This is a genomic window from Nocardia aegles, assembly GCF_052545135.1.
Genome location: NZ_JBQWRI010000013.1, coordinates 37,707 through 63,091 on the forward strand (window position 1 = coordinate 37,707; position 25,385 = coordinate 63,091).

Sequence of the window (25,385 nt, forward strand, 5' to 3'; positions counted from 1 at the left end):
GTGACGCCGGTCCGAGAGTAACTGTGCGCCGGAGACGCGCGGGTGAATTCCCTTCCAATATCGAGGTGTTCACCGCGACCACGGAGTTCGCCGCTCGTGTGCCGAGGTCGGACGGCATGACCCCGGGCACCGCACAGGAATCGGACCCGCAAACGTCAGGTGTGCGTCACAGGTCGTATCCGCGGCGGCAACGGCGCCGCAGCGGTACCTCGGGTCAGCTCGACCACCGCGTCGGCGGTCGAAGCCACCGATTGCTCGAACTGCGCCTGCGCATTCACGACTCCACCCTAGCGAGCTACGCGCGGGTAGGTGTCACTCCTGTTCCGCGTTGCCGACAAGACTTTTCGCACCACCCCCGCCGAGGCGGCCACCACCGCTTCCGACTCGGATTCCCGCCTCCCAGGCAGTACCCGCAACGCCAGGCAGCGTGCGGTGCGCAACGCTCCGCGCGGCGGCATCCTGGTCGGAAACGGACCCCGGTCTTCCCCCTATCGTGTCGACGACACTCATCCCCCATAGTGCGGCGAGCACGGGCGGGTGCGGGGTGACACCCCGCACCCGCCGTGCGACGAACTCAGCCGCGGGTGAGCTTGCGGTGTGTAACCCGGTGCGGGCGCGCCGCTTCCGGGCCCAGCCGCTCGACCTTGTTGGCCTCGTAGGCTTCGAAGTTGCCCTCGAACCAGAACCACTTGGCCTCGTTGTCGGAGTCGCCCTCCCACGCCAGGATGTGGGTGCAGGTGCGGTCCAGGAACCAGCGGTCGTGCGAGATGACCACGGCGCAGCCGGGGAACTTCTCCAGCGCGTTCTCCAGCGAGCCCAGGGTCTCGACGTCGAGGTCGTTGGTCGGCTCGTCCAACAGGATCAGATTGCCGCCCTGCTTGAGCGTCAGCGCCAGGTTCAGCCGGTTGCGCTCACCACCGGACAGGACGCCCGCGGGCTTCTGCTGGTCGGGGCCCTTGAAGCCGAACGCGCTCACGTACGCGCGCGACGGCATCTCCTGCTGGCCGACCTCGATGAAGTCCAGGCCGTCGGAGACCACCTGCCAGACCGTCTTCTTCGGGTCGATGCCTGCACGGTTCTGGTCGACATAGCTCAGCTTGACCGTCTCGCCGACCTTCACCTCGCCGCTGTCCGGCTGTTCCAGCCCGACGATGGTCTTGAACAGGGTGGTCTTGCCGACGCCGTTGGGCCCGATCACGCCGACGATGCCGTTGCGCGGCAGGGTGAACGACAGGTCCTTGATCAGCTGGCGGTCGCCGAAGCCCTTGTCCAGGTGCTCGACCTCGACCACCACATTGCCCAGGCGCGGGCCCGCGGGAATCTGGATCTCCTCGAAGTCCAGCTTCCGCATCTTCTCGGCCTCGGCCGCCATCTCCTCGTACCGGCCGAGACGGGCCTTGTTCTTGGCCTGCCTGGCCTTGGCGCCGGACCGGACCCAGGCGAGTTCTTCCTTGAGCCGCTTCTGCAGCTTCTGGTCCTTCTTGCCCTGCACCTCGAGCCGCTCGGCCTTCTTCTCCAGGTAGGTGGAGTAGTTGCCCTCGTACGGGTAGGCGCGGCCGCGATCGAGCTCCAGAATCCACTGGGCGACGTTGTCCAGGAAGTACCGGTCGTGGGTGACCGCGAGCACCGCGCCCTGGTACTGCGCCAGGTGCTGTTCGAGCCAGTTCACGCTCTCGGCGTCGAGGTGGTTGGTCGGCTCGTCGAGCAACAGCAGGTCGGGCTTGCTCAACAGCAGCTTGCACAGCGCCACCCGGCGTCGCTCACCACCGGAGAGATTCGTGACCGGCTCGTCCGGCGGCGGGCAGCGCAGCGCGTCCATCGCCTGCTCGAGCTGGGAGTCGAGGTCCCACGCGTCGGCGTGGTCCAGCTCCTCCTGCAGCTTGCCCATCTCCTCCATGAGTTCGTCGGAGTAGTCGGTGGCCATCAGCTCGGCGATCTCGTTGAAGCGATCCAGCTTCACCTTGATCTCGCCGAGACCCTCCTCGACGTTGCCGCGGACGGTCTTCTCCTCGTTGAGCGGCGGCTCCTGCTGGAGGATCCCGACGGTGGCGCCCGCGGCGAGGAACGCGTCACCGTTGTTCGGCTGGTCCAGTCCGGCCATGATCTTCAGAACGCTGGATTTACCCGCGCCGTTCGGGCCGACGACACCGATCTTGGCGCCGGGAAGGAAGTTCAAGGTGACATCGTCGAGCACGACTTTGTCGCCGTGCGCCTTGCGAACCTTCTTCATTTGGTAGATGAACTCAGCCATAAGTGTGAAGCCTATCGGTGCGGGAGATGGGAGGACGAAGCAGAGCTACCCTGCCGCCGGGACGAAAACCGGTCGTTCGATCAAGCGTCGACAGGCTCGGGCGCGGTGCCGCGGGGCGGTGCCGAATCGGCGGCAGCGACATTCTCCCCCGGCGCGTCGCCGACCGGCACCCGACCTTCAGCGCTCGCGACGCCGGAAGTATTCCGCGGCGGCAGGTCGGACGACCGCGTCAGTTGCGCGACACAGCGGGACAGGTCCGGCCCGACGGCGGTGGCGCGCATCTCCAGATCCCGTCGCTCCACACCGTCCTTGCTGCGGTATTCGTGGGAGCGCAGCCGGCCGTAGGCGATGATGGGATCGCCGCGCCGCAGGGACGCGTCGACACCAGCCACCAGCCTGCGCCAGCAGCTGACGGTGAGATAGAGGGTGCCGTTGTCCACCCATTGCCCCGACGTCTGGTCCAGCCGGCGGGAATTGCTTGCCAACCGGAAGGTGACCACCTGCTCGCCATTGGTCAGATCGCGCTTGACCGGGTGGGTGGCGATCGTTCCGATCACGGTCGCATTCGCCTCGTACATATCGATGCCCCTTCACTTCGGATCCGGGCCTGCCCGGAATTTCCTCCCCCTCCAGGAGGGCTCTTCCAGGGTGCGCCGATTCCGCCGACCCGAACGATCCGATCGAGGGAATGTGCACAACTTCCGGAAATGTGAAGATCGAGCTTTCACCACCGCGCGATCAGAACACCGCCACGTCGGTATTGGCGCCGCAGAGGACGATCACCGGTCGTTCGTCCGGCTCGGGAACGTAGGCGCCGCTGTGCACGGCGGCCAGCGCCGTCGCGCCGGACACTTCGACCAGGATGCGGAATTCGCGCCACAGATACTCCCGAGCCGCGCTGATCGCGTCGTCACTGACCAGCAGCGACGTCACGCCATGACGGCGGGCGAGGTCGAGGGCGATGTCACCGATCCGCGTCGGTCCCAGCGAGTCGACCGTGATCCCGGATCCGACGATGTCCACCGGGCACTCCGCCGCCAACGCCGCGCGCAGGATCGCGGCGCCTTCCGGCTCCACCCCGATCACCCGCCTGCGGCGCCCGACCGCGGCCGCGATCCCGGCGACCAGTCCGCCGCCGCCCACCACGGCCAGCACCGGCGGCCGACCGCGTACCTGCTCTTCGAGTTCCAGCCCGACCACACCGATGCCTGCGACCACCGCGGGCAGGTCGTACCCGTGCAGCAGCAGCGCGCCGCGCTCGGTGGCCAGCTCGGTCGCGTGCCGCAAGGCCTCGTCGTAGGAGGTGCCGTGCCAGAGCACCTCGGCGCCGTGCGACCACATCGCGGCAACCTTGGTGTGCGGCGCCGTCTCCGGAACGACGACCGTGCAGGACTTGCCGAGCCGCGCCGCGGCCAGCGCCGCCGCGATACCCGCGTTACCGCCGGAGGCGATCACCACCTGATCGATCCCGGCGCCCGACTCGAGCAGCGCGTTGAGGCTGCCGCGCACTTTGAACGTCCCGCCGTGCTGGAGATGCTCGAGCTTCATCGTCACCGGCACGGGACCGGACGGGCTCGCGATGGAGGTGTGAAAGACCGGCGTCGTGCGGATATGTCCGGTCAGCCGCCTGCGGGCGGATCGCACGTCCGACCGGTCCACCCGCCCGACCGGCCCGTGCGGGTGGACCGGGGTGGCGCGTTCACTCACTTACGCACTTCTCCATCTCGCTTGGCCAGTTCGGCGAACATGGCGTTGTGTGCGGCGAGTGCGGCGTCGTTGTCGCGTTCGGCGGCTCGATCGGTGCGCTGCGCGAGCCGATGGTCGCTGCGCGACCATTGGATCAGCAACGCCAGCATCACCACCACCAGGGGGACCTCTCCGCTCGCCCAGGCGAGACTGCCGCCGGTGCGCTGGTCGCCGAGCAGGTCGCCGTTCCAGCCGAGACCGAGGCCGTGGTAGAACCAGCCGCCGAGCACTGTGGTCATGCTCATCAGCGCGATGCCGAAGAACGCGTGGAACGGCAGCGAGCCGAACACCATGGCGAGCTTGGTCAGCGGCTCCACCTGCCGCGGCTTGGGATCGATGCCGATCACCACCCAGTAGAACAGGTAACCGCTGAGCAGGAAGTGCGCGTTCATCAACAGATGCGCGGCGTGCGAATCGGCGTAGGCGTCGAAGATGCCGCCCAGGTACAGCGCGTAGAAGCCGCCGACGAAGATCACCGAGGCCAAGATCGGGTGGGTCATGAAACGCGATACGGGGTTGTGCACCGCGGCCAGCAGCCATTCCCGTGGGCCGGGCACGCCACCGCGGCCGGCCGGGGGCAGCGCGCGCAACGCCAGCGTCACCGCACCACCGAGCGCCAACAGGATCGGCGCGAGCATGGACAGCGCCATGTGGGCTCCCATATGCACGCTGAACATGGCGGGCGAGTACCGGCCGACGCCGGAAGAGGTGGCGACGAGCAGCACCACGCAACCGGACAGCCAGGCGAGCGTTCGCCCGGCGGGCCAGGCGTCGCCCCGCGAGCGCAGCCGCCACACACCGAGCAGGTACAGCACCGCCAGCAGGACCGACAGCGTGCCGTAGATCAGGTCGAATCGCCAGTCGAACACCAGACGGGCGAAGCTGGGTGGCCCGGCCAGGTCGTAGCCCAGTTCCACTCGGACCGGAGTCGGAACGGAATCCGGCGGTGGCGGCGGCGTGCGGCCGAGCCCGACCGCGAGGCCGATGGTCGCGGCGAAGATCAACACCTCGACACCCGCGTATCGCACCAGGGCCGACCGGTCGCCGGGATCGGCGGCCAGAGCGGGCAGCGAGGCGCGGCGCTGGAGATAGCCGAACACGCCGAGCAGGACCAGCGCGGCGGCCTTGGCCAGCACCAGCCTGCCGTAGGTGCTGGAGAGAAGTTCGTCCAGCGGTACCCGGACCCAGGAGTTGATCACGCCGCTGACCGCGATCACGGCGAACGAGACCGTGGCGGTCAGCGAGAAACGCCGCGCCGCGACATCGGTGTACGCACCGCCGCGCAAGGCGTGCGCCAGCACCGCGAACAGACCGCCGACCCAGACGGCGGACGCGATCAAGTGCAGGATGAGGCTGTTGGTCGCCACGTCGTGCGACCCGCCCGAGGAGGAATGGCCGGTCAACGCCAGCGGCATCATGGTGGCTATCGCGGCGCCGAGCAGGACCGGAGTCCAGCCCCAGCGCAGTGCGAGCCGGCAGCCCACCGCGACGATCACCGCGAACACGACCGTCGTTCGCCAGGCTCCGGCCAGTTCGACCCGATCGATCGCCTGCCAGAGATCCTGCGGCCCCAGGACGTCCCCCACCGGCCGTCCGGTGGTGTCCGAAATCGTCAGCGGTACCAGCAGCGCCGCGCAGCACGCCCAGACCAGCGCGAAGTCGGATGCCCTGCGCACCGCGCGATACCCGCCGACGTCCAGCAGCCCGTTCGACTGCGGCGGCACCAAGAACGCCGCGAACACCAGCGAACCGACCGTCAGCGCGGCCGACAGATCGGCGAGCGCCCGGACCGCGGGCAGTCCATAGGTGGTCGGCGCGCCCGGGTCCGGGATGCCGAGCAGACTCAGTGCCTGCGCCGCGGACAACCCCACTACCAGCGCCGCGACCACGGCCGCGATGGCGCCGGCCAACGCGGTGATCGTCGCGAACGTCGCCCTGGACCGAGCGGCCCCGGTTCGGGGAGCGGCGGACGAGGTGGGGGTGGACGACATACGACTGAGCGTAGTTCGGCGAGTATTCCGTGGCCCGGTCGGGTTTGTACCGATATCCTCGGCCCCGATCACTATGGGCGCGTCACCTACTGTCTCGAGATGGCTGAAACGTTGCTAACACTAAGAATGTGACCACCTGGACGGTCGCTATACTCGACCCGCTGGACAGTACGGCCGATGTCGGCCATCGTAGAACCCACTGCCTCCGTAGCTCAGTTGGATAGAGCAAGGGCCTTCTAATCCCTAGGTCGCAGGTTCGATTCCTGCCGGGGGCGCAACGGCCCTGTGACCTGCAGATTCTGCAGGTCACAGGGTTATTACCCACCCAGTGCGAACCTCAAACACCGAGGAACGGCGCCCAATGGGGTTCGCCATCGGGAACGATTTCGTCGATCCGGCCGAGCTGGCTCGACGACTTCGCGAGCGAGTTGCGGGAGCACGAGTCGTGGCCGCAGTCGGCCGAGCCGGTGCCCGCAAACAGCGCTCCACACCCTGAAGTGCGCGTGCTTCTGTGCTGCCTTGCGGATGTGGCACTTCCCCAAAACGGCGCCGAAGCCTTTCGGCGTGCCACCGCGGCCAGTAGAGTCAACTCCTTGTGCGCGGCAGACCGGAGGGGGGCGGACAGCGTGCCGTCAGGGAACGATTTCGCGGTGCCGTCGCCCTCTACGCATCGCTCGTCGGCGCCGGATTCCGCAGACAGGGGCAATACAAAGCGGCGATGCTGGCGGGACTGTTCACCAACTGCGTGTTCGGGTTCGTCCGCGCGTCCGTACTGGCCGCGGCGGTGGACGCCGCCGGCGACTTCGGCGGATACGACCGGGGCAGCATCGGCGCCTACGTGTGGCTCTCCCAGGGCCTGCTCGGCGCGTTGCAGTTCATGGGACCGCTGGGCCCACTGGACGATCGGGTGAAGAACGGCGACATCGCCATCGATTTCCTGCGCCCGGTCGATATCCAATGCGGTTATCTCGCCGATGATCTCGGGCGAGCGGCGTGCACCTTCCTTCCGCGCGGAGTGCCCAGCGTGCTGGTGGGCACGCTCACCTTCGGGCTGGCGATGCCGGTCACGCCCGGCCCCTACCTGCTCGGAGCGGTGAGCGTCCTGCTGGCGGTGGTCATTTCGTTCCTGTGCCGGTTCCTCGTGGTGCTGATCGGATTCTGGGTCGTGGAAACCCGTGGCATCCGGGTGCTGTACTACACCGCGGGCACGTTCCTGGCCGGACTGTTCGTGCCGGTGCACATGTTCCCTTCGTGGCTGGGCGCCATCGCGGCGGCCACGCCTTTCCCGTCGATTCTGCAATCTCCGATCGACGTGCTCTCGGGACGGATCACCGGCGCGGAAGCACTCTCGGTCGTCGGCGTCCAAGTGTTCTGGGTAGTCGTGACCGCGATCGCCGGGCGCGTGTTGCTGGTGGCGGGCCGGCGCAGGCTGGAGGTACAGGGTGGGTGACATCGGTGCCCCGCGTACCGGTTCGTGGTCGACGCCCTATGTGGCCGTGTTGCGCTCCCGGATCCGGGCGCAGCGCAGCTACCGGTTGTCCTTCGGCAGTGAGCTTTTGAGCGCATTTCTGGTGGGCCTGGTCGAATTGGCCGAAGTATGGCTGATCTTCCGCACCGCACGCGTCCTCGGCGGCCTCGACCTGGACGGCGCACTGCTTTTGTTCGGGCTGAGCAACACGAGTTTCGCGCTGTCCCAAGTGCTTTTCGGCCACCTCGATACGCTGCCGGTACTGATCCGGATGGGTCAGCTCGACGCCTACCATCTGCGGCCGCAACCACTGCTGCTGCAACTGATCACCAGCGACATCTCCCTGCGCCGGTTCGCTCGCGCCTCGGTAGCGATCGTCGCGTTGGTGGCCGGTGCGGCGCGCAACGACATCGCCTGGTCTCCGGCCACGGCCGCGCTGCTCGCACTCACGCTCGCCGGCGGTACCGCGCTGTTCGGCGGGGTGTTCGTCTGCGCGGCCGGAGCGCAGTTCTATCTGATCGACGGCTCCGAGCTCACCAACAGCTTCACTTACGGCGGCTCGTTCGCGGCGACGCAACCCGCGTCGGTGTTTCCCACACCCATGCGACTGCTGTTCGGGTTCGCGATTCCGGTCTCGTTCACGGCCTATCTGCCCACCCTCGCGCTGCTCGGCCTGCCCGGGCCTCCGCTGCTGCCCGCCTGGCTGGCCTGGCTCACCCCGGTGGCGGCGCTGTGGGTCTGGCTGCTGGCGCTGGGTTTGTGGCGATCGGGCACTCGGCACTACCAGGGAGGCGGCGGATGAGCACGGGCGGCCCGGAGGCGATCATCGACATGATGGGTCTCACCAGGCAGTTCATCCTGTATCGCAAAGACGGTCGCCGCTGGCGCAGGCGCCGCGAGGCGCTGACCGCCGTCGACCGGACGACCGTCCGGATCGAGCGGGGCGCCGCCGTCGGCTACATCGGCGCCAACGGTGCGGGCAAGTCCACCACGATCAAGATGCTCACCGGCATCCTGGTCCCCACCTCCGGCACCGTGCGTACCTGCGGGCTCGATCCGGTGCGGCAGCGGCGTGAACTGGCCGGACGGATCGGTGTGGTGTTCGGTCAGCGTTCGCAACTGTGGTGGGATCTGCCCCTGCGCGAATCGTTCTCGATCCTCGCCGCGATCCACCGGTTGGAGCCGGGCGCCGCACGCATGCGCGCGCACGAACTGATCGAGCAGCTGGAAATGGCCGACACGCTCGACACACCGGTGCGCCAGCTCTCGCTGGGCCAGCGTATGCGCGCGGAAGTCGCCGCGGCCCTGCTGCATTCGCCCGAGCTGGTGATCCTGGACGAGCCGACCATCGGCCTCGACGTGCTGTCCAAACAACGGTTGCGGGAGTTCCTGCGGGCCGAGCGCGCCGAGCGCGGCACGACCCTGCTGCTCACCACCCACGACATGGGCGACATCGAACGGCTCTGCGAGCGTGTTCTCGTCGTCGACCACGGCCGCTTGGTGTACGACGGGTCGCTCACCGGATTGGCGGCCACCGTCGGCGCGCGCCGAGTGCTGGTTGTCGACCTGGCCGAGCCCGTGCCCGACCTCGACGATCTTCCCGCGGCGCAGCTGCTCGGCACCGAAGGCGGTGGTATGCGGCAGCGACTGGCCTTCGATCCCGAGCAGATCACGGCCGCGCAATTGCTGGCCGCGGTGTCGGAACGCGCCGAAGTGCGGGACCTGTCGATCGAGGAGCCCGAAATCGAGGATGTGGTCCGCCGGATATACGAATCCGCCCGCTGAACGAGGCGGGCGGATTCGGTGCCGGGTTCAGTCGGACTCGCGAGCGCCTTGGTCGAGCCGGAAGGGCGGGTACTCGTCGCGCATCAGACTCGCGTAGGCCTGCACGCGGATGATCCAGCGATTGACGCCCATCACGAAGTCGTAGAGACCTTGCGGGTAGCGCGCCGTGCACAGCAACGCGACCAACGCGACGATCAGCAGGATGCTCAGCAACGAGATCGAGGCGCCGCCCCAGTCGTCGCCGCCGCTGCCCGAGATCGCGATGCCGCCGCTCACGACCGCGCCGACGATCAGGTAGTGCGGAATGGCGAGCAGCCACCACTTCACGAGCACCAGGCCGCGGTGCAACGTCTCCGGATAGTCGATTTCCAGATCGGCCGGGTACTCCGCGTTCGGTCGCAGGCTGAACGGTGGGTACTTGTCGGTGCCCAGCACCGAGAGCGCGTAGAAGGTCACCCGCCATCCCCAGCGCATCACGCCGACGTTGAAGTCGAACAGCCCCCGCGGGTACTTTCCGGTGATCAGGATGGCGAAGAAGGCGACCACCGTGAGCACCGCGTACGCGATGTGCAGGAAGAACAGCACGATGTAGTGCGGAATCGCCAATATCCATTTGACCAGCCACAGCCACCGGGACAATGCGGGGTCCAGATCGCCTCGGACCCGAATCGGGCTGGGCGGCGCGACGGGCTTCTCGAGTTCCATGAGCAACGCTCCTTACGGTTGCTGTGATCCAAGCCACAACCAGTAGGTGTTACTGATTGTCGCGTATCCGGCTGCCCGCGAACGGCACCATCTGATACCGACACGCCAACGAATCGGGGCGCGAGACGGTCTTCGGCGAACGAGGGGCGTTGCGCCGCAGCTGAAATCGCCCGGGCCGCGCCTATACCGTTCGCACCCGCCGATCGGGGCGCGAACGGGCTTGTACCATCGGAAAGCGTGACGTTCGGCGCGCTGCGGCAACCCGGGATCCGGATAATCGTGGCTCTCACCTACACCGTGTGGGTGGTTGCCATGGCGGTGCCGCAGTGCCACGTCTTCGGCCACGCCGTCGCGTCACACGCCCACATCGAAGCGTCCGGCCCCGTCGCGGCCTCCATCGTCTCCCCGGCGATCATCGCCGAGCCGCATCAGCACGCCGCCGAGCCGGACCGGCACATGCCCGGCGACGGGGTGCTCGCCGCCCTTCCGCGCGCGGTCACGTTGCTGCTGTTGTTGCTGATCGCGTGCGTGCCGGTGCTGCTCGCCGCACCCGCGTCCGCCCGCGCGGGCGGCGTGCGCGCACCTCCGGTCGCGACCCTTCCGGTGTATCCGGGCAGAGACAGACTCACTCGATTCGGCATCGATCGGAACTGATCGGTCAGCGTCAGGCCGGAGCCTGCCGGGGCCGGCCGGTGTTCGTGCGAAGTCCGCACTCACACCGTCGCTGCGACAGCGACCGCACAGAATCGACGATTGCTCATGACTTCTGCGCTGCAGAATCCGGCCGTGCCCGATCCCGCTCCACGCGAACCGGAGGCGCTCCTCGCGAGCCCGGCGAGTCTGCTCACGGCGGCCCAGCGCTGTCCGCGTCCGGCCACCATGGTGGGCAACACGCCGGTGCTCTGGATCACCGAACCGCTCGACGGCACGACGACACCGAACGGGCGCGGCTTCTGGGCCAAACTCGAGGGCGCCAATCCGGGCGGAATGAAGGACCGGCCCGCGCTGCACATGGTCGAGCGCGCCATCGCGCGCGGTGCGCTCGCACCGGGCGCTCCGATCATCGAATCGACCAGCGGCACGCTCGGTTCGGGCTTGGCGCTGGCCGGGATGGTGTATCGCCACCCGGTCACGCTGGTCACCGATCCCGGCTTGGAACCGCTCATGCACCGCATGCTCGCGGCCTACGGGGCGCGGGTGGAACTGGTCACCGAACCACACCCCACCGGCGGCTGGCAGCAGGCGCGGCGCGACCGCGTCGCCGAACTGCTGCGGCACGATCCGCGGGCTTGGTGCCCGGACCAGTACCGCAACCCCGACAACCAGGATGCCTATGCGGGCCTGGCGCTCGAGCTGGTCGCGCAGCTGGGAAGGATCGACGTCCTGGTCTGCTCGGTCGGCACAGGCGGCCATTCCGCGGGGATCACGCGCACGCTGCGCCGATACTTTCCGCACCTGCGTCTGGTCGGCGTCGACACCGTGGCGTCCACGATCTTCGGACAGCCCGCGGGGCAGCGGCTGATGCGCGGGCTCGGTTCGAGCATCCACCCGGACAACGTCGATTATGCGGCGTTCGACGAGGTGCACTGGGTCGCGCCCGCGGAGGCGGTGTGGGCCTGCCGCCGACTCGCCGCGACACATCACGCCAGCGGCGGCTGGAGCGTCGGCGCGGTCGCCCTGGTCGCGGGCTGGCTGGCCCGTACCGGGGATCCGGACATCCGGATAGCCGCGGTCTTTCCCGACGGTCCGCTGCGCTACTTCGACACGGTGTACAACGACGACTACTGCCGCGAGCACGGCTTGCTCGACGTCGCACCGGCCGCGGCGCCGCTGCGCATCCCGCATCCCGCCCACGCCGTCGCGGTCTCGTGGACTCGGTGCACGACGGTCGTCGATCCCCGTGGCGCCGCCGGGAAGGAGCGGACGCGATGACCGACCTGATCGCCACCTTCCGCGGCTTCAACCGTCCCAGCCGCATGCTGATGGTCAATCAGTTCGCCATCAACACCGGCTTCTACATGCTGATGCCCTACCTGGCCGGTTACCTGGCCGGGCCACTCGGGCTGGCCGCGTGGGCGGTCGGGCTGGTCCTCGGCATCCGCAACTTCGCCCAGCAGGGAATGTTCCTGTTCGGCGGCACGCTGGCCGACCGGCTCGGCTACAAACCGCTCATCGTGACCGGATGCCTGCTGCGCACCGGCGGTTTCGCGCTACTGGCGGTCGCGGACACACTGCCGGCCCTGGTGGCGGCCTCGGCCGCGACCGGCTTCGCGGGCGCGCTGTTCAACCCCGCGGTCCGCGCCTATCTGGCGGCGGACTCGGGTGCGCGCCGCGTGGAGGCGTTCGCCGTGTTCAACGTCTTCTACCAGGCGGGCATGCTGTTCGGCCCGATCGCCGGGCTCGCGCTGATGGCCGTTGACTTCCGCGCCACCGCGACCGGCGCCGCGGTGGTGTTCGGCGTGCTGACGCTGGCCCAGTTACGCGCGCTCCCGCAGCACCGAGCCGAGCCGAAAACCACGTCCGTGCTGGACGATTGGCGCGTAGTACTGGGCAACCGGCCGTTCCTGCTGTTCGCCGCGGCGATGATCAGTTCCTCGGTCCTCGCCTTCCAGGTCTACCTGGCGTTGCCCGTGCACGCCGCACGGATCGCGGGCGACTCGGCCACCGTGCTGATGACGGCGGTCTTCGTGCTGTCCGGGTTGATCGCGATCGCCGGGCAACTGCGCATCACCCGCTGGTTCGGGCAGCGGTGGGGCCGCGCGCACAGCCTGGCATTCGGCATGGCGATACTCGCGTCCGCGTTCGCACCGCTGGTGGTGATCCCCGGCACCGGCTTCGGCGTGTGGCCCGCGATCGGCGCCCTGCTGTTGACCGCCGTGGCGCTGGGAATCGGTGCGGCAGCGGTCTTTCCGTTCGAGATGGACACCGTGGTCGCGCTGTCGGGCAACCGCCTCGTGGCGACGCACTACGGCCTCTACAACACCATCGTCGGCATCGGCATCCTGCTGGGGAACCTGGGCATCGGAACGCTGCTGGACCGCACGCGCGAGGCCGGGATGAGCGCGCTGGCGTGGGCCGCGCTCGTCGCCGTCGGCGCGGTCGCGGCGTGGGGACTGTTCGCGCTCGCCCGGTCCGGGCGACTCGACGCGCCGGTCCCGATCGGGTGATCGGCTGGTCGGTCCCGGATACGCGTCATCCGGGACCGACCGCCTCAGGCCGGTCCGCTCGACTGCGCCGAGTACAGGCTCACCTCGCCGTCCTCACTGAGAAAGGCGTTGACCAGCATGGTGCGGGTGGTCCGCAATTCCTCGTCGTCCGGCGCGGCGGTGGTGATCGAGATCTGCGGGATGACCGCCCAGTTGACCACGTAGCGCTCCGGTGGACCGTCGTCGTCGGACAGCCGGGCGAGACGAAAGACCGAGACGGTCTTGCGGACGATCAGATTACGCACGACCTCCGCGATTCGCTCCGGGTCTTCCAGTGCGAACATGAAGCCGAATGTCAGCTCCGGCGATGACACGTAGGCGGGCACGGATACCGAGGCTAGCGGATCGGGCAGCGGTGCGCAGTGCTCACACGGAATCGGTTGCTGCTCATACGCTCGACGATTTCGCGAACACCCGATCCGGGTGACCGATCCGTAACGAGACATAACGATTTCCCGGCAGCTTTCGGATTCGCGAACCAGAGTATTGCGCGGCTTCGGTTGCCGCGCTTTCCTGAAAGTGTCCCGATTTTCTCGGACCGTCTCTCTCGCATCGTCGCGGATTTCCCGGTTTCTCTGCCGTACTGGTGGAGCACGGGTCGGCACCCGGGTGCGGGACTGCGCCGGAGCCGAGGGGCGACCCTCCCCGAATCCCCCTCGGCCCTGGCGTATCCAGCATTCGTCGTGTCGCAGAGGTATGTCATGACCACTCAATACGCTCAGCGCAGTTTCGGAGCCGAAGAACTACCGCCGCCCGCCGCACTGCTTCGCGCGATTCGCGAACCCGGCGAGAACCAGCACCGGCACAGCGTGCTGCACGCCGCGCGGAAACTCGTCGACTGCCACGAGCGGCGGCAGCGGGAACTGGAGCGAGCGCACGCCCCGGGGGCATCCAGCACCCGCGTCGCGGCGTGCACCCAGGAAGTCGAGGACATCGACGGCTGCCGCGCCGAATGGATCGGGCGGATAGACGCCTGGGTGGCCGAGAACGTGCCGCACCGCGAGGGCGCCTCCCTGCACACCGAGACACTCGGCGCGGTCATCGACCGAATCGCGGCGAAATGGGTGTCGGCTCGACACTCGCTGGACGACGAGATCACGACCGGGCCGCATCCGGCACAGGCACGCGGGGAGGCCCACCTTCAGTGGAGCAGGCTGGCCGAGCTGATCGACGGCTATCAGGATCTGATCACCGATGTCATCCAGCATCGGCGCAGGCTGCCGGTGTGGTGATCAGCGCGGCTCGTCGACCCGGGGCTCGACGACCTCGGCGTCGAGGAACCCCTCCGCCGCCTCCGCCCGCGGTTTCGGGACCGCGACCTCGGTCTCCTCGCCGAGGTCACGATCGAGATCCCGCTGCGCCGCCGCGTCCCGGCGAGCCGCGGCCGCCGCCTCGTTCATCTCGATGGCGTCGGTGATCCACTCACCGATCTCCCTGGTGACCTCGGCGACGGTCCCCGTGATGATGTTGGCGATATTGCCGACGTGTCTCGCGCCGGAAGAGGTCAATTCCTGAATGAGATCTTTGTTGCTCTCGAATTTCCCGATCATTCACACGCCCGCTTCGCTCGCATTTCGCTGACGCATCACGATAACACCGGGCGGCGGTTCGCTCTCGACCCAACGCGACGGAAGTGCCAGCTTGAAAATCTTCTTCCACACCGAGCCGATCTGCTTACCGAGCGGGCCGGTGTTATACGGCAAACCGTACTTTTCACACAATGCGCGCACGGTCGGCGCCAGCTCGGGATAACGGCTGGCGGGCAGGTCGGGAAACAGATGGTGTTCGATCTGATGCGATAAATTCCCGGACATGATGTGGAACAGCTTGCTGCCGGTGATGTCGGCCGAGCCGAGCATCTGCCGGATATACCACTCGCCGCGGGTTTCGTCCGCGGTCTCCTCCTCGGTGAACGTCTGCACGCCGGTCGGGAAGTGACCACAGAAGATGATCGCGAAGGCCCACACGTTGCGCACCAGGTTGGCGGCGGTATTACCGGCCAGCGTGTGGAAGAACAGCGGTCCGGTGAGCGCGGGGAACACCAGGTAGTCCTTGAGCACCTGCTTGCCCGCCTTGCGCCACTGACCGAGAAGCAGCTTCTTGACCTCCGGCCACTTCTTCTTACCCGCCAGGATGTTCTCGACCTCCAGGTCGTGGCCCATCACGCCCCACTCGAACAGCACCATGAGCACGAAGGCGTACAGCGGCTGACCGAGCCGCAGCACGTTCCACTCCTGCGCCTCGTCCATGCGCAGGATGGCGTAGCCGATGTCACGGTCCTTGTTGTGGATGTTGGTGTAGGTGTGGTGCAGGTAGTTGTGCGAATGCTTCCACTGGTCGGCCGGGCAGACGTTATCCCATTCGAATACCCGGGAATTCAGCCCCGGCTCGCGCATCCAGTCGTACTGGCCGTGCATCACGTTGTGGCCGATCTCCATGTTGTCCAGGATCTTCGACACACTCAGCGCCGCCACCGCGGCCAGCCAGACGGGCGGAAGGAAGCCGAGATACATCAGGCCGCGCCCGGCGATCTCGAATCCCCGCTGCGCCTTGATGATCGAGTACAGGTATTCCCGGTCGCGTTCGCCGAGATCGGCGACGATCGCGGCGCGCAGCTCGTCCTGTTCGCGGCCGAGTTCCTCGATCTGGTCCGGGCTCAGGACCAGCGGTCCGTTCTCGGTTTCGGTCAGGATGGTCATGATTCGCTCCCCTTCGTGATCAGATGTCGATGTCGACGTCGCCGACCGGCGCGCTGATGCACAGCTGGATCGGCCGGTCGGGGTCGAGGTCGGTCGCGCCGGTGCGCAGATCGCGCGTGCAGCCGGAGCGGCGCACCGCGGTGCAGGACAAGCAGATCCCCATGCGGCAGCCGTACTCGGGACTGAGACCGGCGGATTCGGCCTGCTCGAGCAGGGTGGCGCCGTTGTTCCGCGCGGTCACCCCGCTGGCCGAGAAGTTGACGGTACCGTGCGCGTCGGCGTCCACCGGCGCGACCGGCAGTGTGAACTCCTCGGCGTGCAGCCGGTCGGTGAGCTGCTCGGCCGCATAGATCGTGCGCACCGCCTCCATCAGCGATGGCGGGCCGCAGACGAACGTCTGCGCGTCGGTGAACCAAGGCGCGACGCGCTCCAGTTCGTCGTAGTCGAAGTATCCGTCGTTCCTCGGTGGAGCGAGGTCCACCGACGGCGCATCGGGGTCCACCTCGGGCGGCAGGTCCGGCATGCGGTGTGGATAGCGCAGCTCGATCCGGAAGTTCGGGTGCTGTCGGGCGATGGTGTCCAGCTCCGCTCGATGCGGCAGCACGGCCGGCGACTTCGCGTAGTGCAGGAAGACGACCTCGCCCGGATGATCCTCCGCGGCGAGCGTGCGCAGCATGGACAGCACCGGCGTGATGCCGCTGCCGCCGCTGATCAGCAGCACGCGCCGCGGCCGCGGCTCGGGCAGCCGGAACACGCCGGCGGCGGGCGCCAGGTCGACCACCATGCCGGGGGCCGCGTGACAGTAGAGGTACTGCGACACGAAGCCGTCCGGATGTGCCTTCACGGTCAGCTGGATATGGCGATCCCGACCGCCTTCCGGGTTCACCGGCGAATAGCACCGCGTGTGCCGCACGCCATCGATCACCACGCTGATCTGCACGTACTGTCCGGCGCGGTGGCCCTTCCACTGCCGAGTCGGACGCAGCGTGAGTGTCACCGAACCCGGCGCCGAGCGGCGCACGTGAGTGATTTCGGCCCGCATGTCCCGCACCGTGAGGGTGGGCCGGACCAGTTCGAGGTACCGATCCAGCGGGTGCGGCGCGGTCAGGGTCTGCACCAGGTCGATGAGATCCACCATGAGTTCTCCGTACCTCTTGCCGGGCTGACGCGTGCGACTCGATATTCAGTGCACGACTGTACACTCAAATAGTGTGACTGATGACGGGTGTTCCGTGTCAACCATCGAAATGTGTGACTCGAACTACATCTGGAGATAGGCCAAATGGTGAACGAATGTATGCTCACCGGGATGAGTGAGCAGGCAGCTACCCGAGGCGAGCGCAAGGAGCGGACCCGGCAGGCACTCCTGGACGGCACCCTCGCGCTGGCCGCCGAACGCGGGTTCGCCGCGCTCAGCCTGCGGGAGATCGCCCGCTCGGCGGGCATCGTGCCGACGGCGTTCTACCGGCACTTCGCCTCGCTGGAGGACCTCGGCGCGACGCTGGTCGACGACGGCGTCACGGCGCTGCGACTGGCGCTACGCGAAGTCCGCCGCAACGCCGATGCGAGCCTGTCGGACACGGTGCGTTTCGTGTTCGCGCAGATCGGCCCCAAACGTGAACTGTTCGGCTTCCTCATCAGGGAGCGCCACGGCGGCTCCGCGGCGCTGCGCACGGCCATCGCCAGGGAGGTCCAGCTGATCGTTCGGGAACTCGTCGCCGACCTCTCCCGCATCCGGGCTTTGGACTCCTGGACGCCACGAGACCTGGAGTTCGCCGCCGAGCTGATGGTCACCACGGTGACCGACGGGATCGCCGCCTACGTATCGGCCGCACCGCGCGACGAACCGGCGATCATCGACCGCACCGTCCAGCAGATGCGTTTGATCGCCCTCGGCATGGGCAGCTGGCGGCCGCCGAAGCAGCGCTGATACCCCTCACTCGGCCGGCCGCGGCTCCTCGACGCCGCCGCGCGCCGCTGTCACCGGGTCCGGCGACCGCACCGGCAGCAGCACCGCGAGCCCGGCCGCGAGCACGACCAGCAGCCCCGCGATGCCCGCCCGGTCCGCGTCGAACAGCCAGACGAACAGGCCGAACAGACTCGGCGCGAGGAAGGACACCGCCCGCCCGGTGGTGGTGTACAAGCCGAAGAGCTGCCCTTCGCGTCCCGGCGGCGCGAGGCGGGTCAGAAACGAGCGCGCCGCCGCCTGCGCCGGACCGACGAAGACGGTGAGCAGCAAGCCGAAGATCCAGAACATCAGCGGGCCCGACACCACCAGCAGCGCCAGCCCGCAGACCAGCATGGCGGCCAGGGACACCACGATGACCACCTTCGGTCCGGCCTGGTCGTCGAACCGCCCCGCGACGATCGCACCCAGCGCCGCGACGACATTGGCGGCTATGCCGAACAGCAGCACATCCGAGTCGGCGATGCCGTAGACCCGCACGGCGAGCACCGCACCGAAGGTGAACACCCCGGCCAGTCCGTCCCGGAAGACCGCGCTGGCCACCAGGAAGCCCACCGTACGCGGGTCGGCGCGCCACAGTTCCCGCAGATCGCGCCACAGCACCCGGTACGAGCCGAGGAATCCCGCGCTCGCCGCGCCGGGATCGGCGTCCGTCCGCGGCAGCTCGGGGACCGCGAACAGCACCGGCAAGGCGAAGGCGGCGAACCACACGGCGGCCAGCACGGCGACCAGGCGGATGTTGAGCCCCTCGTCGATGGGCACGCCGAGCAGCCCGCGATTGTCGCCCTGGCCGGCGATGAAGCCGAAGTAGCAGATCAGCAACAGGAAGATGCCGCCGAAATAACCCATCGCCCAGCCGAATCCGGAGACCCGGCCGACGGTCTGCGGCGTGGACACCTGCCGCAGCATCGCGTTGTACGGCACGCCTGCCAGTTCGAAGGTGGCCGACGCGAAGGCCAGCAGCGCCAGGCCGAACCACAGGTCGTGGTAGTTGTCGTGCACGAAGAACATCAGCGTCATCGCCGCGATGGTCAGCGCGGTCAGCACGCCGAGCGAGCCCTTGCGTTTCGCGGACGCGTCGAAGCGCTGTCCGCTGATCGGCGCGGTCGACGCCACGATCAGGCCCGCGATGCCCAGCGCCCATCCCAGCCACGCGCTGGCGGAGACGCCGCCGGGCAGATCGTCGCCGACCTTGTCGGTGAGATACACCGAGAAGACGAAGGTGAGGATGACGGCGTTGAACGCCGAGGACCCCCAATCCCACAGCCCCCACGCCACCACTTGCCCGCGCCCGGCGGCCTGTCCGATCGTCGCCCGGGCGTTCACCTCGGTCATGTCGCGCAGCTTAATGCGCGAGACGGTGTCGAGGCGGACCGAAATCGGGTCCGGCCCCGAGGAACACAGGGGATTCTATGCACCTAGTTGCATATTACTGAACGTCACGGCTATCCTCACCCGCATGGCGCTGGAGCATGCGTTGCTGGTATCGCTGACCGAGCGCGCCGGCTCGGGATACGAACTCGCGCGCCGCTTCGACAAATCCATCGGCTACTTCTGGAACGCGACCCACCAGCAGATCTATCGCGTCCTCAAGCGCATGGAGGAGTCCGGCTGGGTCGACGGCGCGACGGTGGTCCAGCAGGGCAGGCCGGACAAGAAGGTCTACTCGGTGAGCGAGACCGGGCGCGCCGAACTCACGCGCTGGATCGCCGCACCGAGCGATTCCGCCACCCCGCGCAACGAACTCGCCGTGAAGATCCGCGCCGCGGCGTACGGCGACCGCACCGCCTTGCGCGCCGAGGTGGCCCGCCACCGCGACCAGCACGCCCAACGGCTCGAGTTGTACCGGCACATCGAGAAGCGCGACTTCCCCGCTCCCGATCGGCTCGCCGGGACAGCCCTGCACCAGTACCTCGTCCTGCGCGCGGGCATCCGCGTGGAGGCGGGATTCGTCGAATGGTGCGACGAAGTTCTGCACGCACTGCATCCGCGCGCGACAGCCCCGCGCACGGACGGAGAGAGGCGACCGCACCCATGAGTTCCTTCCCCCGTTTGCTCGAGCCGCTGGATCTCGGCTTCACCACCCTGCGCAATCGCGTGGTCATGGGGTCGATGCACACCGGGCTGGAGGACCGCGCCTGGAACACCGGCAAACTGGCCGCCTACTTCGCCGAACGCGCACGCGGCGGCGCGGGCCTGATCATCACCGGCGGCTACGCGCCGAATCGCGCGGGCCGGCTGCTGCCCTTCGGCGCCAAGCTGACCACCAAGACCGAGGCCTACCGGCACCGCACCATCACCAAGGCGGTGCACGAGCACGGCGGCAAGATCGCCATCCAGATCCTGCACGCCGGTCGCTACTCCTACCTGCCGGGCAGTGTGTCGGCGTCGTCCATCAAAGCGCCGATCAACCCGTTCCGGCCGCGCGCGCTGTCGGCGAAAGGCATCGAGCGCACCATCGACGATTACGCCCGCTGCGCGAAACTCGCCCAGTTCGCCGGGTACGACGGCTGCGAGATCATGGGCGGTGAAGGATATTTCATCAACCAGTTCCTCGCGCCGCGCACCAACAGGCGCACCGACGCATGGGGCGGCTCCCCGCAGAACCGGCGCCGGATCGCGGTGGAGATCGTGCGCCGCGTCCGCGCCGCGGTCGGCCCGGAGTTCATCATCGTGTTCCGGCTGTCCATGGCCGAACTGGTGGAAAAGGGTCAGACCTTCGAGGAAATCCTCGCGCTGGCCGAGGAACTCGAAGCCGCCGGGGTGAACATCCTGAACACCGACATCGGCTGGCACGAGGCGCGCGTGCCCACCATCGTGACCTCGGTACCGCGCGCCGCCTTCGTCGAATTCACCGCGAAGATCAGCGCGCGGGTCACCATCCCGGTGTGCGCCTCCAACCGGATCAACATGCCCGAGGTCGCCGAGGGCATCCTGACCCGCGGTGCCGCGCAGCTCGTTTCGCTGGCCCGGCCATTCCTCACCGACCCGGAGTGGGTGAACAAGACCGCGCAGGATCGCGTCGACGAGATCAACACCTGCATCGCGTGCAACCAGGCGTGCCTCGATCACGCCTTCCAGCACAAGAGCGTGTCCTGCCTGCTGAACCCGCGGGCCGGGCACGAGACCGAGCTGAAGCTGCTGCCGACCCGCCGCGGCAAGCGCATCGCCGTGGTCGGCGCGGGCCCGGCCGGGCTTTCGGCGGCGGTGAACCTCGCCGAACGCGGCCATCGGGTCGAGTTGTTCGAGGCCGGCGACAAGATCGGCGGGCAATTCGACATCGCCCGCCGCATCCCGGGCAAGGAGGAGTTCAGCGAATCGATCCGGTACTACACCCGGATGCTCGAACTCACCGGCGTCACGGTGCGCCTGAACAAGCGGGTCGGCGCCGACGAACTCATCGCGGGAGGCTACGACGAGGTGATACTCGCCACCGGCGTACGGCCGCGGATCCCCGACATCCCCGGTATCGACCACCCCATGGTGCTGTCGTACGCCGAGCTGGTGCGCGAGGACAAACCCGTCGGCAAGCGCGTCGCCGTGATCGGCGCGGGCGGCATCGGCTACGACGTCGGCGAATTCCTCACCGTGGACGGGCATCCCACCCTCCAGCTGGACGAATGGAAGCGGGAATGGGGCGTGACCTCCGACGACGAGCAGGTCCCCGGACAGCTCACCACACCGAGGCCCGTTCCCGCGGCGCGTGAAGTCGTCCTGCTGCAACGGAAATCGACCCCGTTCGGCAAGGGCCTGGGCAAGACCTCCGGATGGGTGCATCGGGCCGCGCTGAGGGCGAAGGGCGTCGAGCAGATCGGCGGCGTCAACTACGAACGTATCGACGACAACGGCCTGCACATCAGCTTCGGCGCGAAACGGCGACGCTACCAGCTGATCCCGGTCGACAACGTCGTCGTCTGCGCGGGCCAGGAATCCGTGCGCGACCTGGAAGCCCCGTTGCGCGCCGCCGGGATCCACCCGCACCTCATCGGCGGCGCCGAACTCGCCGCCGAACTGGACGCCAAACGCGCCATCGACCAGGGCACCCGGCTGGCCGCACGGCTCTGACGCGGACCACCGTGCCGCGTCGCCTAGGCTGCACCGAGTGAGCCTGCCCTCCCCCACCTCCGAGAACCGCGCGGTCGTCACCGGCGCCTCCTCCGGCATCGGCACCGCGCTCGCCGCCGAACTCGCCGCCCGCGGCTACTCGCTGATCCTGGTCGCCCGCCGCGAAGAGCTGCTCACCGAGCTCGCGCAGCGGCTGACCCTGGCCCACGGCATCACCGCCGAGGTGCGCGCGGTCGACCTGGCCGACCGCGCGCAGCGCGGTGTGCTGGTGAACGAACTGGCGGCCCGCGAGATCGCCATCCTGTGCAACAACGCGGGCATCGCGACCTTCGGCGCGATCGCCGAACTCGACCCGGCCTACGAGCGCGCGCAGATGGAGCTCAACGCCGTCGCCGTGCACGATCTGACACTGGCCGTGCTGCCCGGCATGCTCGCCCGCGGCAGCGGCGGCATCCTGATCAGCGGCTCGGCCGCGGGCAACATGCCGATCCCGAACAACGCCACCTATGCCGCGAGCAAGGCCTTCGCCAACACCTTCTCCGAATCGCTGCGCGGCGAGTTGAAGGGCTCCGGGGTGCACGTGACCCTGCTGGCGCCCGGCCCGGTCCGCACCGAGACCCCGGACCCCGCCGACGCCTCCATCGTCGACCGGATGGTGCCCGACTTCATGTGGGTGTCCTCGGAGTCCACCGCCAAGGTGTCCGTCGATGCGCTCGCCCGCAACAAGATGCGCGTGGTCCCCGGCCTGATCAGCAAGGGAATGAGCGTGGCGGGACAGTACGGCCCACGTGCGGTCACCGCACCCATCGCGGGCGCGTTCTACAAGAAACTCGGCAGCTGAGCCGACCGCGTCAGCGACCTGTCAAGAAGCGATACCGGGTGGTCAAGGATCCGCAAACGACTCGCCCACCCACCCGGTACCCGGCGTAGTCCTGGCATCGACCCCGCAATCAGAGAAAGCGGGGACGACCCAGGAGAACATCGTGACGCTGCTCGACATCCTCCCGTCATTGCGGTCGGGATCACCTTCGCGCCTGGATGCCGCGATCTGGCCGCGGGAGACGCACTACGACGGCGACGGCGCAATCACCCTCGGCGGCGTCGCCCTCGCCGATATCGCCGATCAGTACGGGACGCCCACCTACGTCCTGGACGAGCACGAGGTGCGGTCCCGTTGCCGGGCCTACCGCAAGGCTTTCCCCGAGGCCGAGATCATCTACGCGGGCAAGGCGCTGATGATCCGGGCGGTACTGGAATGGGTTACTCGGGAAGGGCTTTCGGTGGACGTGTGCTCGGCGGGCGAACTGGCCGTCGCGCGGGCTGCCGGTGTGGACCCCGCGCGCATCGTCCTGCACGGCAACGGGAAGTCGTTCGACGAGCTGGCCACCGCCGTACGCTGCGGGGTCGGCCGGATCGTGATCGACTCGCACACCGAGATCACGCTGTTGTCCGCCCTGGCCACCAAGCCACAGCGGGTACTGCTGCGGCTGTCTCCCGGCATCGACGTCCACGGCCATCCCGCGGTGCGCACCGGCGTGCACGACCAGAAGTTCGGGTTCCCGCTCGGCAGCGATTCGGCCGCCGAGGCGATCGACCGGGTGCTGCGCCGGCCGAATCTCGACCTGGTCGGCTTCCACTGCCACCTGGGCTCGCAGATCGACCACCCCGACCACTACGGGGAGGCGGTGCGGCGCATGGTCGGCGCAATGGCGCAGGTGCGGCAGGACCACGGCGTCGTCTTGACCCAGCTGGATCTGGGCGGCGGTCACGCGGTGGCCTATCGCGGCGGTGACGCCGAAATGAACCTCGCCGAACTCGCCGACATCCTCGAAGACGCTCTCGACGCCGCCTGCGCCCGCCACCACTTCCCGCGCCCGGTCCTCGCGGTGGAGCCCGGACGCGCCATCGTCGCCCGGGCCGGGGTGACGCTGTACCGGGTGCTCTCGATCAAGCACATCGAAGGCGGCCACACCTACGTCACCGTGGACGGCGGGATGAGCGACAACCCGCGCGTCGCGCTCTACGGCGCGCGCTACGAGGTGGTGGTCGCCAACCGGCACCCGTGCGGTCCGCAGATGACCGCGACGGTCGCCGGCCGCTTCTGCGAAGCGGGCGACATCCTCGCCGCCGACGTACAACTGCCCGCCGACCTGCGTCCCGGTGAGGTGCTCGCGATGCCGTGCACCGGCGCCTACCACCACAGCCTGGCCTCGTCCTACAACAGTGTCGGGCGACCGCCGATCATCGCCGTTCACCGCGGCCGCGCCCGCGAACTGGTGCGCCGGGAGACGGCGGCGGACCTGCTCGCCCGCGAGGTCGGATGAGCGGCGGGCCGGCCCGCCGCGCTCCGGTTCCCGCGCGGCCTCGGCCGTCCTTCGCGGCAAGCGGTTCGTCGGCCGATTCCCGGTCGATGGTCCGGGCGTACTTCGCGGCCGGCGAGCTGGACAGGGCCTGCAGGATCACCCCCGCGGTGGCCGCCAGATCCTTCTTTCCCTCCGGGCTGGTCAGATGGGATCGCCGTCGGTCGGGTTCATGTCCGCATCGGCGGCTCCGGGGTTGCCGAGCCGTATCGCAGGACCCGGGCGCTCGCCCGGCTAATGTTGCACGGGTGTCCGACAAATACATGGTGTGGATGGACTGCGAGATGACCGGCTTGCGCTTGGACAGCGACAAGCTGATCGAGGTGGCCGCACTCGTGACCGACAGCGATCTCAACATCCTCGGCGAGGGCGTGGACATCGTCATCCACGCCGACGACGACGCGCTGGCCGCGATGCCCGCGGTGGTCGCCGATATGCACGCGCGTTCCGGGCTGACCGACGAGGTCCGCCGCTCCACCGTCACCCTCGAAGAGGCCGAGCAGCGCGTGCTCGACTACATCCGCCAGTACATTCCCACCCCGCGCACCGTGCCGCTGGCCGGCAACTCGATCGCCACCGACCGCGGTTTCATCGCCAGGGACATGCCGCTGCTGGATGCCCACCTGCACTACCGGATGGTCGACGTGAGCTCGATCAAGGAGCTGTGCCGCCGCTGGTACCCGCGCATCTACTTCGGCCAGCCGGAGAAGGGCCTGAGCCATCGCGCCCTGGCCGACATCCAGGAGTCCATCCGGGAACTGGAGTACTACCGGCGTACCGCGTTCGTCGCACCGCCCGGCCCGTCCAGCATCGAAATCGCCGCCGTCGCCGCCGAGGTTTCCGAGACCGCCACACAGCGGACCGAATCGGCGCAGGTCAACGGCTCGCCAGACGCCGATTAGGGAGTGGGCGGGTTGACACGCTAATATCTAGCCCGCCGGTTCTTCACCGGCGATGGTGAGCGTAGTTCAGTTGGTAGAGCACCAGGTTGTGATCCTGGCTGTCGCGGGTTCGAGTCCCGTCGCTCACCCCACGTGTCGCGGTGTGCGAACCGTCCTCCAGGGCCGGTTCGCACACCGGACCAGCGAATTCCTCCTCATCGGGCGCATCGGCCACTGAAACACGGAATGCCGGTCCCTGGAC

The 25,385-nt window shown here is 68.3% G+C and carries 24 protein-coding genes and 2 tRNA genes; 15 read left to right on the forward strand and 11 right to left on the reverse strand.

What is annotated here, in order from left to right:
- Positions 1-155: 155 nt before the first annotated feature.
- From ACT89H_RS26490 to ACT89H_RS26510, 5 genes are all read right to left on the reverse strand, one after another.
- Positions 156-278 carry a hypothetical protein gene (locus tag ACT89H_RS26490; protein ID WP_445111384.1) on the reverse strand — a complete coding sequence of 41 codons (123 nt, stop codon included), beginning with the start codon at positions 276-278 and terminating at the stop codon, positions 156-158.
- Between the two features lie 296 nt (positions 279-574).
- The gene (gene ettA / locus ACT89H_RS26495) at positions 575-2,251 is read right to left on the reverse strand and encodes an energy-dependent translational throttle protein EttA (RefSeq protein ID WP_445111385.1); all 1,677 of its coding nucleotides are present in this window, start codon (positions 2,249-2,251) and stop codon (positions 575-577) included.
- An 80-nt stretch (positions 2,252-2,331) separates the two neighbouring features.
- Positions 2,332-2,829: a single-stranded DNA-binding protein gene (locus ACT89H_RS26500; RefSeq protein ID WP_445111386.1), complete on the reverse strand. Its 498-nt coding sequence runs from the start codon at positions 2,827-2,829 to the stop codon at positions 2,332-2,334.
- Between the two features lie 160 nt (positions 2,830-2,989).
- On the reverse strand, positions 2,990-3,958 hold the full coding sequence (locus ACT89H_RS26505) for a serine/threonine dehydratase (protein WP_445111387.1): 969 nt from the start codon (positions 3,956-3,958) through the stop codon (positions 2,990-2,992).
- Positions 3,955-5,988, reverse strand: a complete 2,034-nt coding sequence (locus tag ACT89H_RS26510) for a bifunctional copper resistance protein CopD/cytochrome c oxidase assembly protein (RefSeq protein WP_445111388.1) — start codon at positions 5,986-5,988, stop codon at positions 3,955-3,957. Before ACT89H_RS26510 ends, ACT89H_RS26505 begins: the two co-directional genes overlap by 4 nt.
- Before the next feature lie 201 nt (positions 5,989-6,189).
- Between ACT89H_RS26510 and ACT89H_RS26515 the strand changes: the two genes are divergently transcribed.
- The 4 genes from ACT89H_RS26515 (at position 6,190) to ACT89H_RS26530 (ending at position 9,241) form a co-directional block, all read left to right on the forward strand.
- Positions 6,190-6,263: transfer RNA gene (locus tag ACT89H_RS26515), tRNA-Arg, on the forward strand.
- 443 nt (positions 6,264-6,706) lie between these two features.
- A complete protein-coding gene (locus tag ACT89H_RS26520; protein WP_445111389.1) occupies positions 6,707-7,438 on the forward strand; it encodes an ABC transporter permease in 732 nt (243 codons plus the stop codon).
- Complete coding sequence (locus tag ACT89H_RS26525; RefSeq protein WP_445111390.1) at positions 7,431-8,258, forward strand: ABC-2 family transporter protein; 828 nt, start codon at positions 7,431-7,433, stop codon at positions 8,256-8,258. Before ACT89H_RS26520 ends, ACT89H_RS26525 begins: the two co-directional genes overlap by 8 nt.
- Positions 8,255-9,241, forward strand: coding sequence for an ABC transporter ATP-binding protein (locus ACT89H_RS26530; RefSeq protein WP_445111391.1), 987 nt, complete (start codon positions 8,255-8,257; stop codon positions 9,239-9,241). Before ACT89H_RS26525 ends, ACT89H_RS26530 begins: the two co-directional genes overlap by 4 nt.
- A gap of 27 nt (positions 9,242-9,268) precedes the next feature.
- On the opposite strand, the gene ACT89H_RS26535 is transcribed toward ACT89H_RS26530, so the two are convergent.
- Positions 9,269-9,946: a DUF4389 domain-containing protein gene (locus tag ACT89H_RS26535; RefSeq protein ID WP_445111392.1), complete on the reverse strand. Its 678-nt coding sequence runs from the start codon at positions 9,944-9,946 to the stop codon at positions 9,269-9,271.
- Positions 9,947-10,183: 237 nt separating this feature from the next.
- On the opposite strand from ACT89H_RS26535, the gene lpqS reads away from it, so the two are divergent.
- From lpqS to ACT89H_RS26550, 3 genes are all read left to right on the forward strand, one after another.
- Positions 10,184-10,600: a putative copper homeostasis (lipo)protein LpqS gene (lpqS, locus tag ACT89H_RS26540; RefSeq protein WP_445111393.1), complete on the forward strand. Its 417-nt coding sequence runs from the start codon at positions 10,184-10,186 to the stop codon at positions 10,598-10,600.
- A gap of 225 nt (positions 10,601-10,825) precedes the next feature.
- On the forward strand, positions 10,826-11,878 hold the full coding sequence (locus tag ACT89H_RS26545; protein WP_445111488.1) for a PLP-dependent cysteine synthase family protein: 1,053 nt from the start codon (positions 10,826-10,828) through the stop codon (positions 11,876-11,878).
- Entirely contained in the window at positions 11,875-13,113 is a 1,239-nt protein-coding gene (locus ACT89H_RS26550) for an MFS transporter (protein ID WP_445111394.1), read from the forward strand. The genes ACT89H_RS26545 and ACT89H_RS26550 overlap by 4 nt, the downstream gene beginning before the upstream one ends.
- A 44-nt stretch (positions 13,114-13,157) precedes the next feature.
- Here ACT89H_RS26550 and ACT89H_RS26555 read toward each other — a convergent pair whose 3' ends face one another.
- Positions 13,158-13,436 (reverse strand): hypothetical protein, encoded by a 279-nt coding sequence (locus ACT89H_RS26555; RefSeq protein WP_445111395.1) that lies wholly within the window; start codon positions 13,434-13,436, stop codon positions 13,158-13,160.
- 417 nt (positions 13,437-13,853) lie between these two features.
- Here ACT89H_RS26555 and ACT89H_RS26560 point away from each other — a divergent pair, with 417 nt between their 5' ends.
- On the forward strand, positions 13,854-14,384 hold the full coding sequence (locus ACT89H_RS26560) for a DUF4254 domain-containing protein (RefSeq protein ID WP_445111396.1): 531 nt from the start codon (positions 13,854-13,856) through the stop codon (positions 14,382-14,384).
- On the opposite strand, the gene ACT89H_RS26565 is transcribed toward ACT89H_RS26560, so the two are convergent.
- From ACT89H_RS26565 to ACT89H_RS26575, 3 genes are read right to left on the reverse strand one after another with little or no spacing between them, the layout of a single operon-like run.
- Positions 14,385-14,702, reverse strand: coding sequence for a hypothetical protein (locus ACT89H_RS26565; protein ID WP_445111397.1), 318 nt, complete (start codon positions 14,700-14,702; stop codon positions 14,385-14,387). It abuts the gene before it with no gap.
- Entirely contained in the window at positions 14,703-15,851 is a 1,149-nt protein-coding gene (locus tag ACT89H_RS26570) for a fatty acid desaturase family protein (protein WP_445111398.1), read from the reverse strand.
- A 19-nt stretch (positions 15,852-15,870) separates the two neighbouring features.
- On the reverse strand, positions 15,871-16,989 hold the full coding sequence (locus tag ACT89H_RS26575; protein WP_445111399.1) for a ferredoxin reductase: 1,119 nt from the start codon (positions 16,987-16,989) through the stop codon (positions 15,871-15,873).
- A 171-nt stretch (positions 16,990-17,160) separates the two neighbouring features.
- Between ACT89H_RS26575 and ACT89H_RS26580 the strand changes: the two genes are divergently transcribed.
- Positions 17,161-17,781, forward strand: coding sequence for a TetR family transcriptional regulator (locus ACT89H_RS26580; protein ID WP_445111400.1), 621 nt, complete (start codon positions 17,161-17,163; stop codon positions 17,779-17,781).
- Positions 17,782-17,787: 6 nt separating this feature from the next.
- Here ACT89H_RS26580 and ACT89H_RS26585 read toward each other — a convergent pair whose 3' ends face one another.
- Positions 17,788-19,152 (reverse strand): MFS transporter, encoded by a 1,365-nt coding sequence (locus ACT89H_RS26585; protein ID WP_445111401.1) that lies wholly within the window; start codon positions 19,150-19,152, stop codon positions 17,788-17,790.
- 124 nt (positions 19,153-19,276) lie between these two features.
- Between ACT89H_RS26585 and ACT89H_RS26590 the strand changes: the two genes are divergently transcribed.
- From ACT89H_RS26590 to ACT89H_RS26615, 6 genes are all read left to right on the forward strand, one after another.
- On the forward strand, positions 19,277-19,855 hold the full coding sequence (locus ACT89H_RS26590) for a PadR family transcriptional regulator (protein WP_445111402.1): 579 nt from the start codon (positions 19,277-19,279) through the stop codon (positions 19,853-19,855).
- Positions 19,852-21,882, forward strand: a complete 2,031-nt coding sequence (locus ACT89H_RS26595; RefSeq protein ID WP_445111403.1) for an FAD-dependent oxidoreductase — start codon at positions 19,852-19,854, stop codon at positions 21,880-21,882. Before ACT89H_RS26590 ends, ACT89H_RS26595 begins: the two co-directional genes overlap by 4 nt.
- 37 nt (positions 21,883-21,919) lie before the next feature.
- Positions 21,920-22,723 (forward strand): mycolate reductase, encoded by an 804-nt coding sequence (cmrA, locus tag ACT89H_RS26600; RefSeq protein WP_445111404.1) that lies wholly within the window; start codon positions 21,920-21,922, stop codon positions 22,721-22,723.
- Positions 22,724-22,865: 142 nt separating this feature from the next.
- On the forward strand, positions 22,866-24,206 hold the full coding sequence (gene lysA / locus ACT89H_RS26605) for a diaminopimelate decarboxylase (protein ID WP_445111405.1): 1,341 nt from the start codon (positions 22,866-22,868) through the stop codon (positions 24,204-24,206).
- Between the two features lie 284 nt (positions 24,207-24,490).
- Positions 24,491-25,144 (forward strand): oligoribonuclease, encoded by a 654-nt coding sequence (gene orn, locus ACT89H_RS26610; protein WP_445111406.1) that lies wholly within the window; start codon positions 24,491-24,493, stop codon positions 25,142-25,144.
- Between the two features lie 55 nt (positions 25,145-25,199).
- Positions 25,200-25,275: transfer RNA gene (locus tag ACT89H_RS26615), tRNA-His, on the forward strand.
- Positions 25,276-25,385 lie beyond the last annotated feature (110 nt).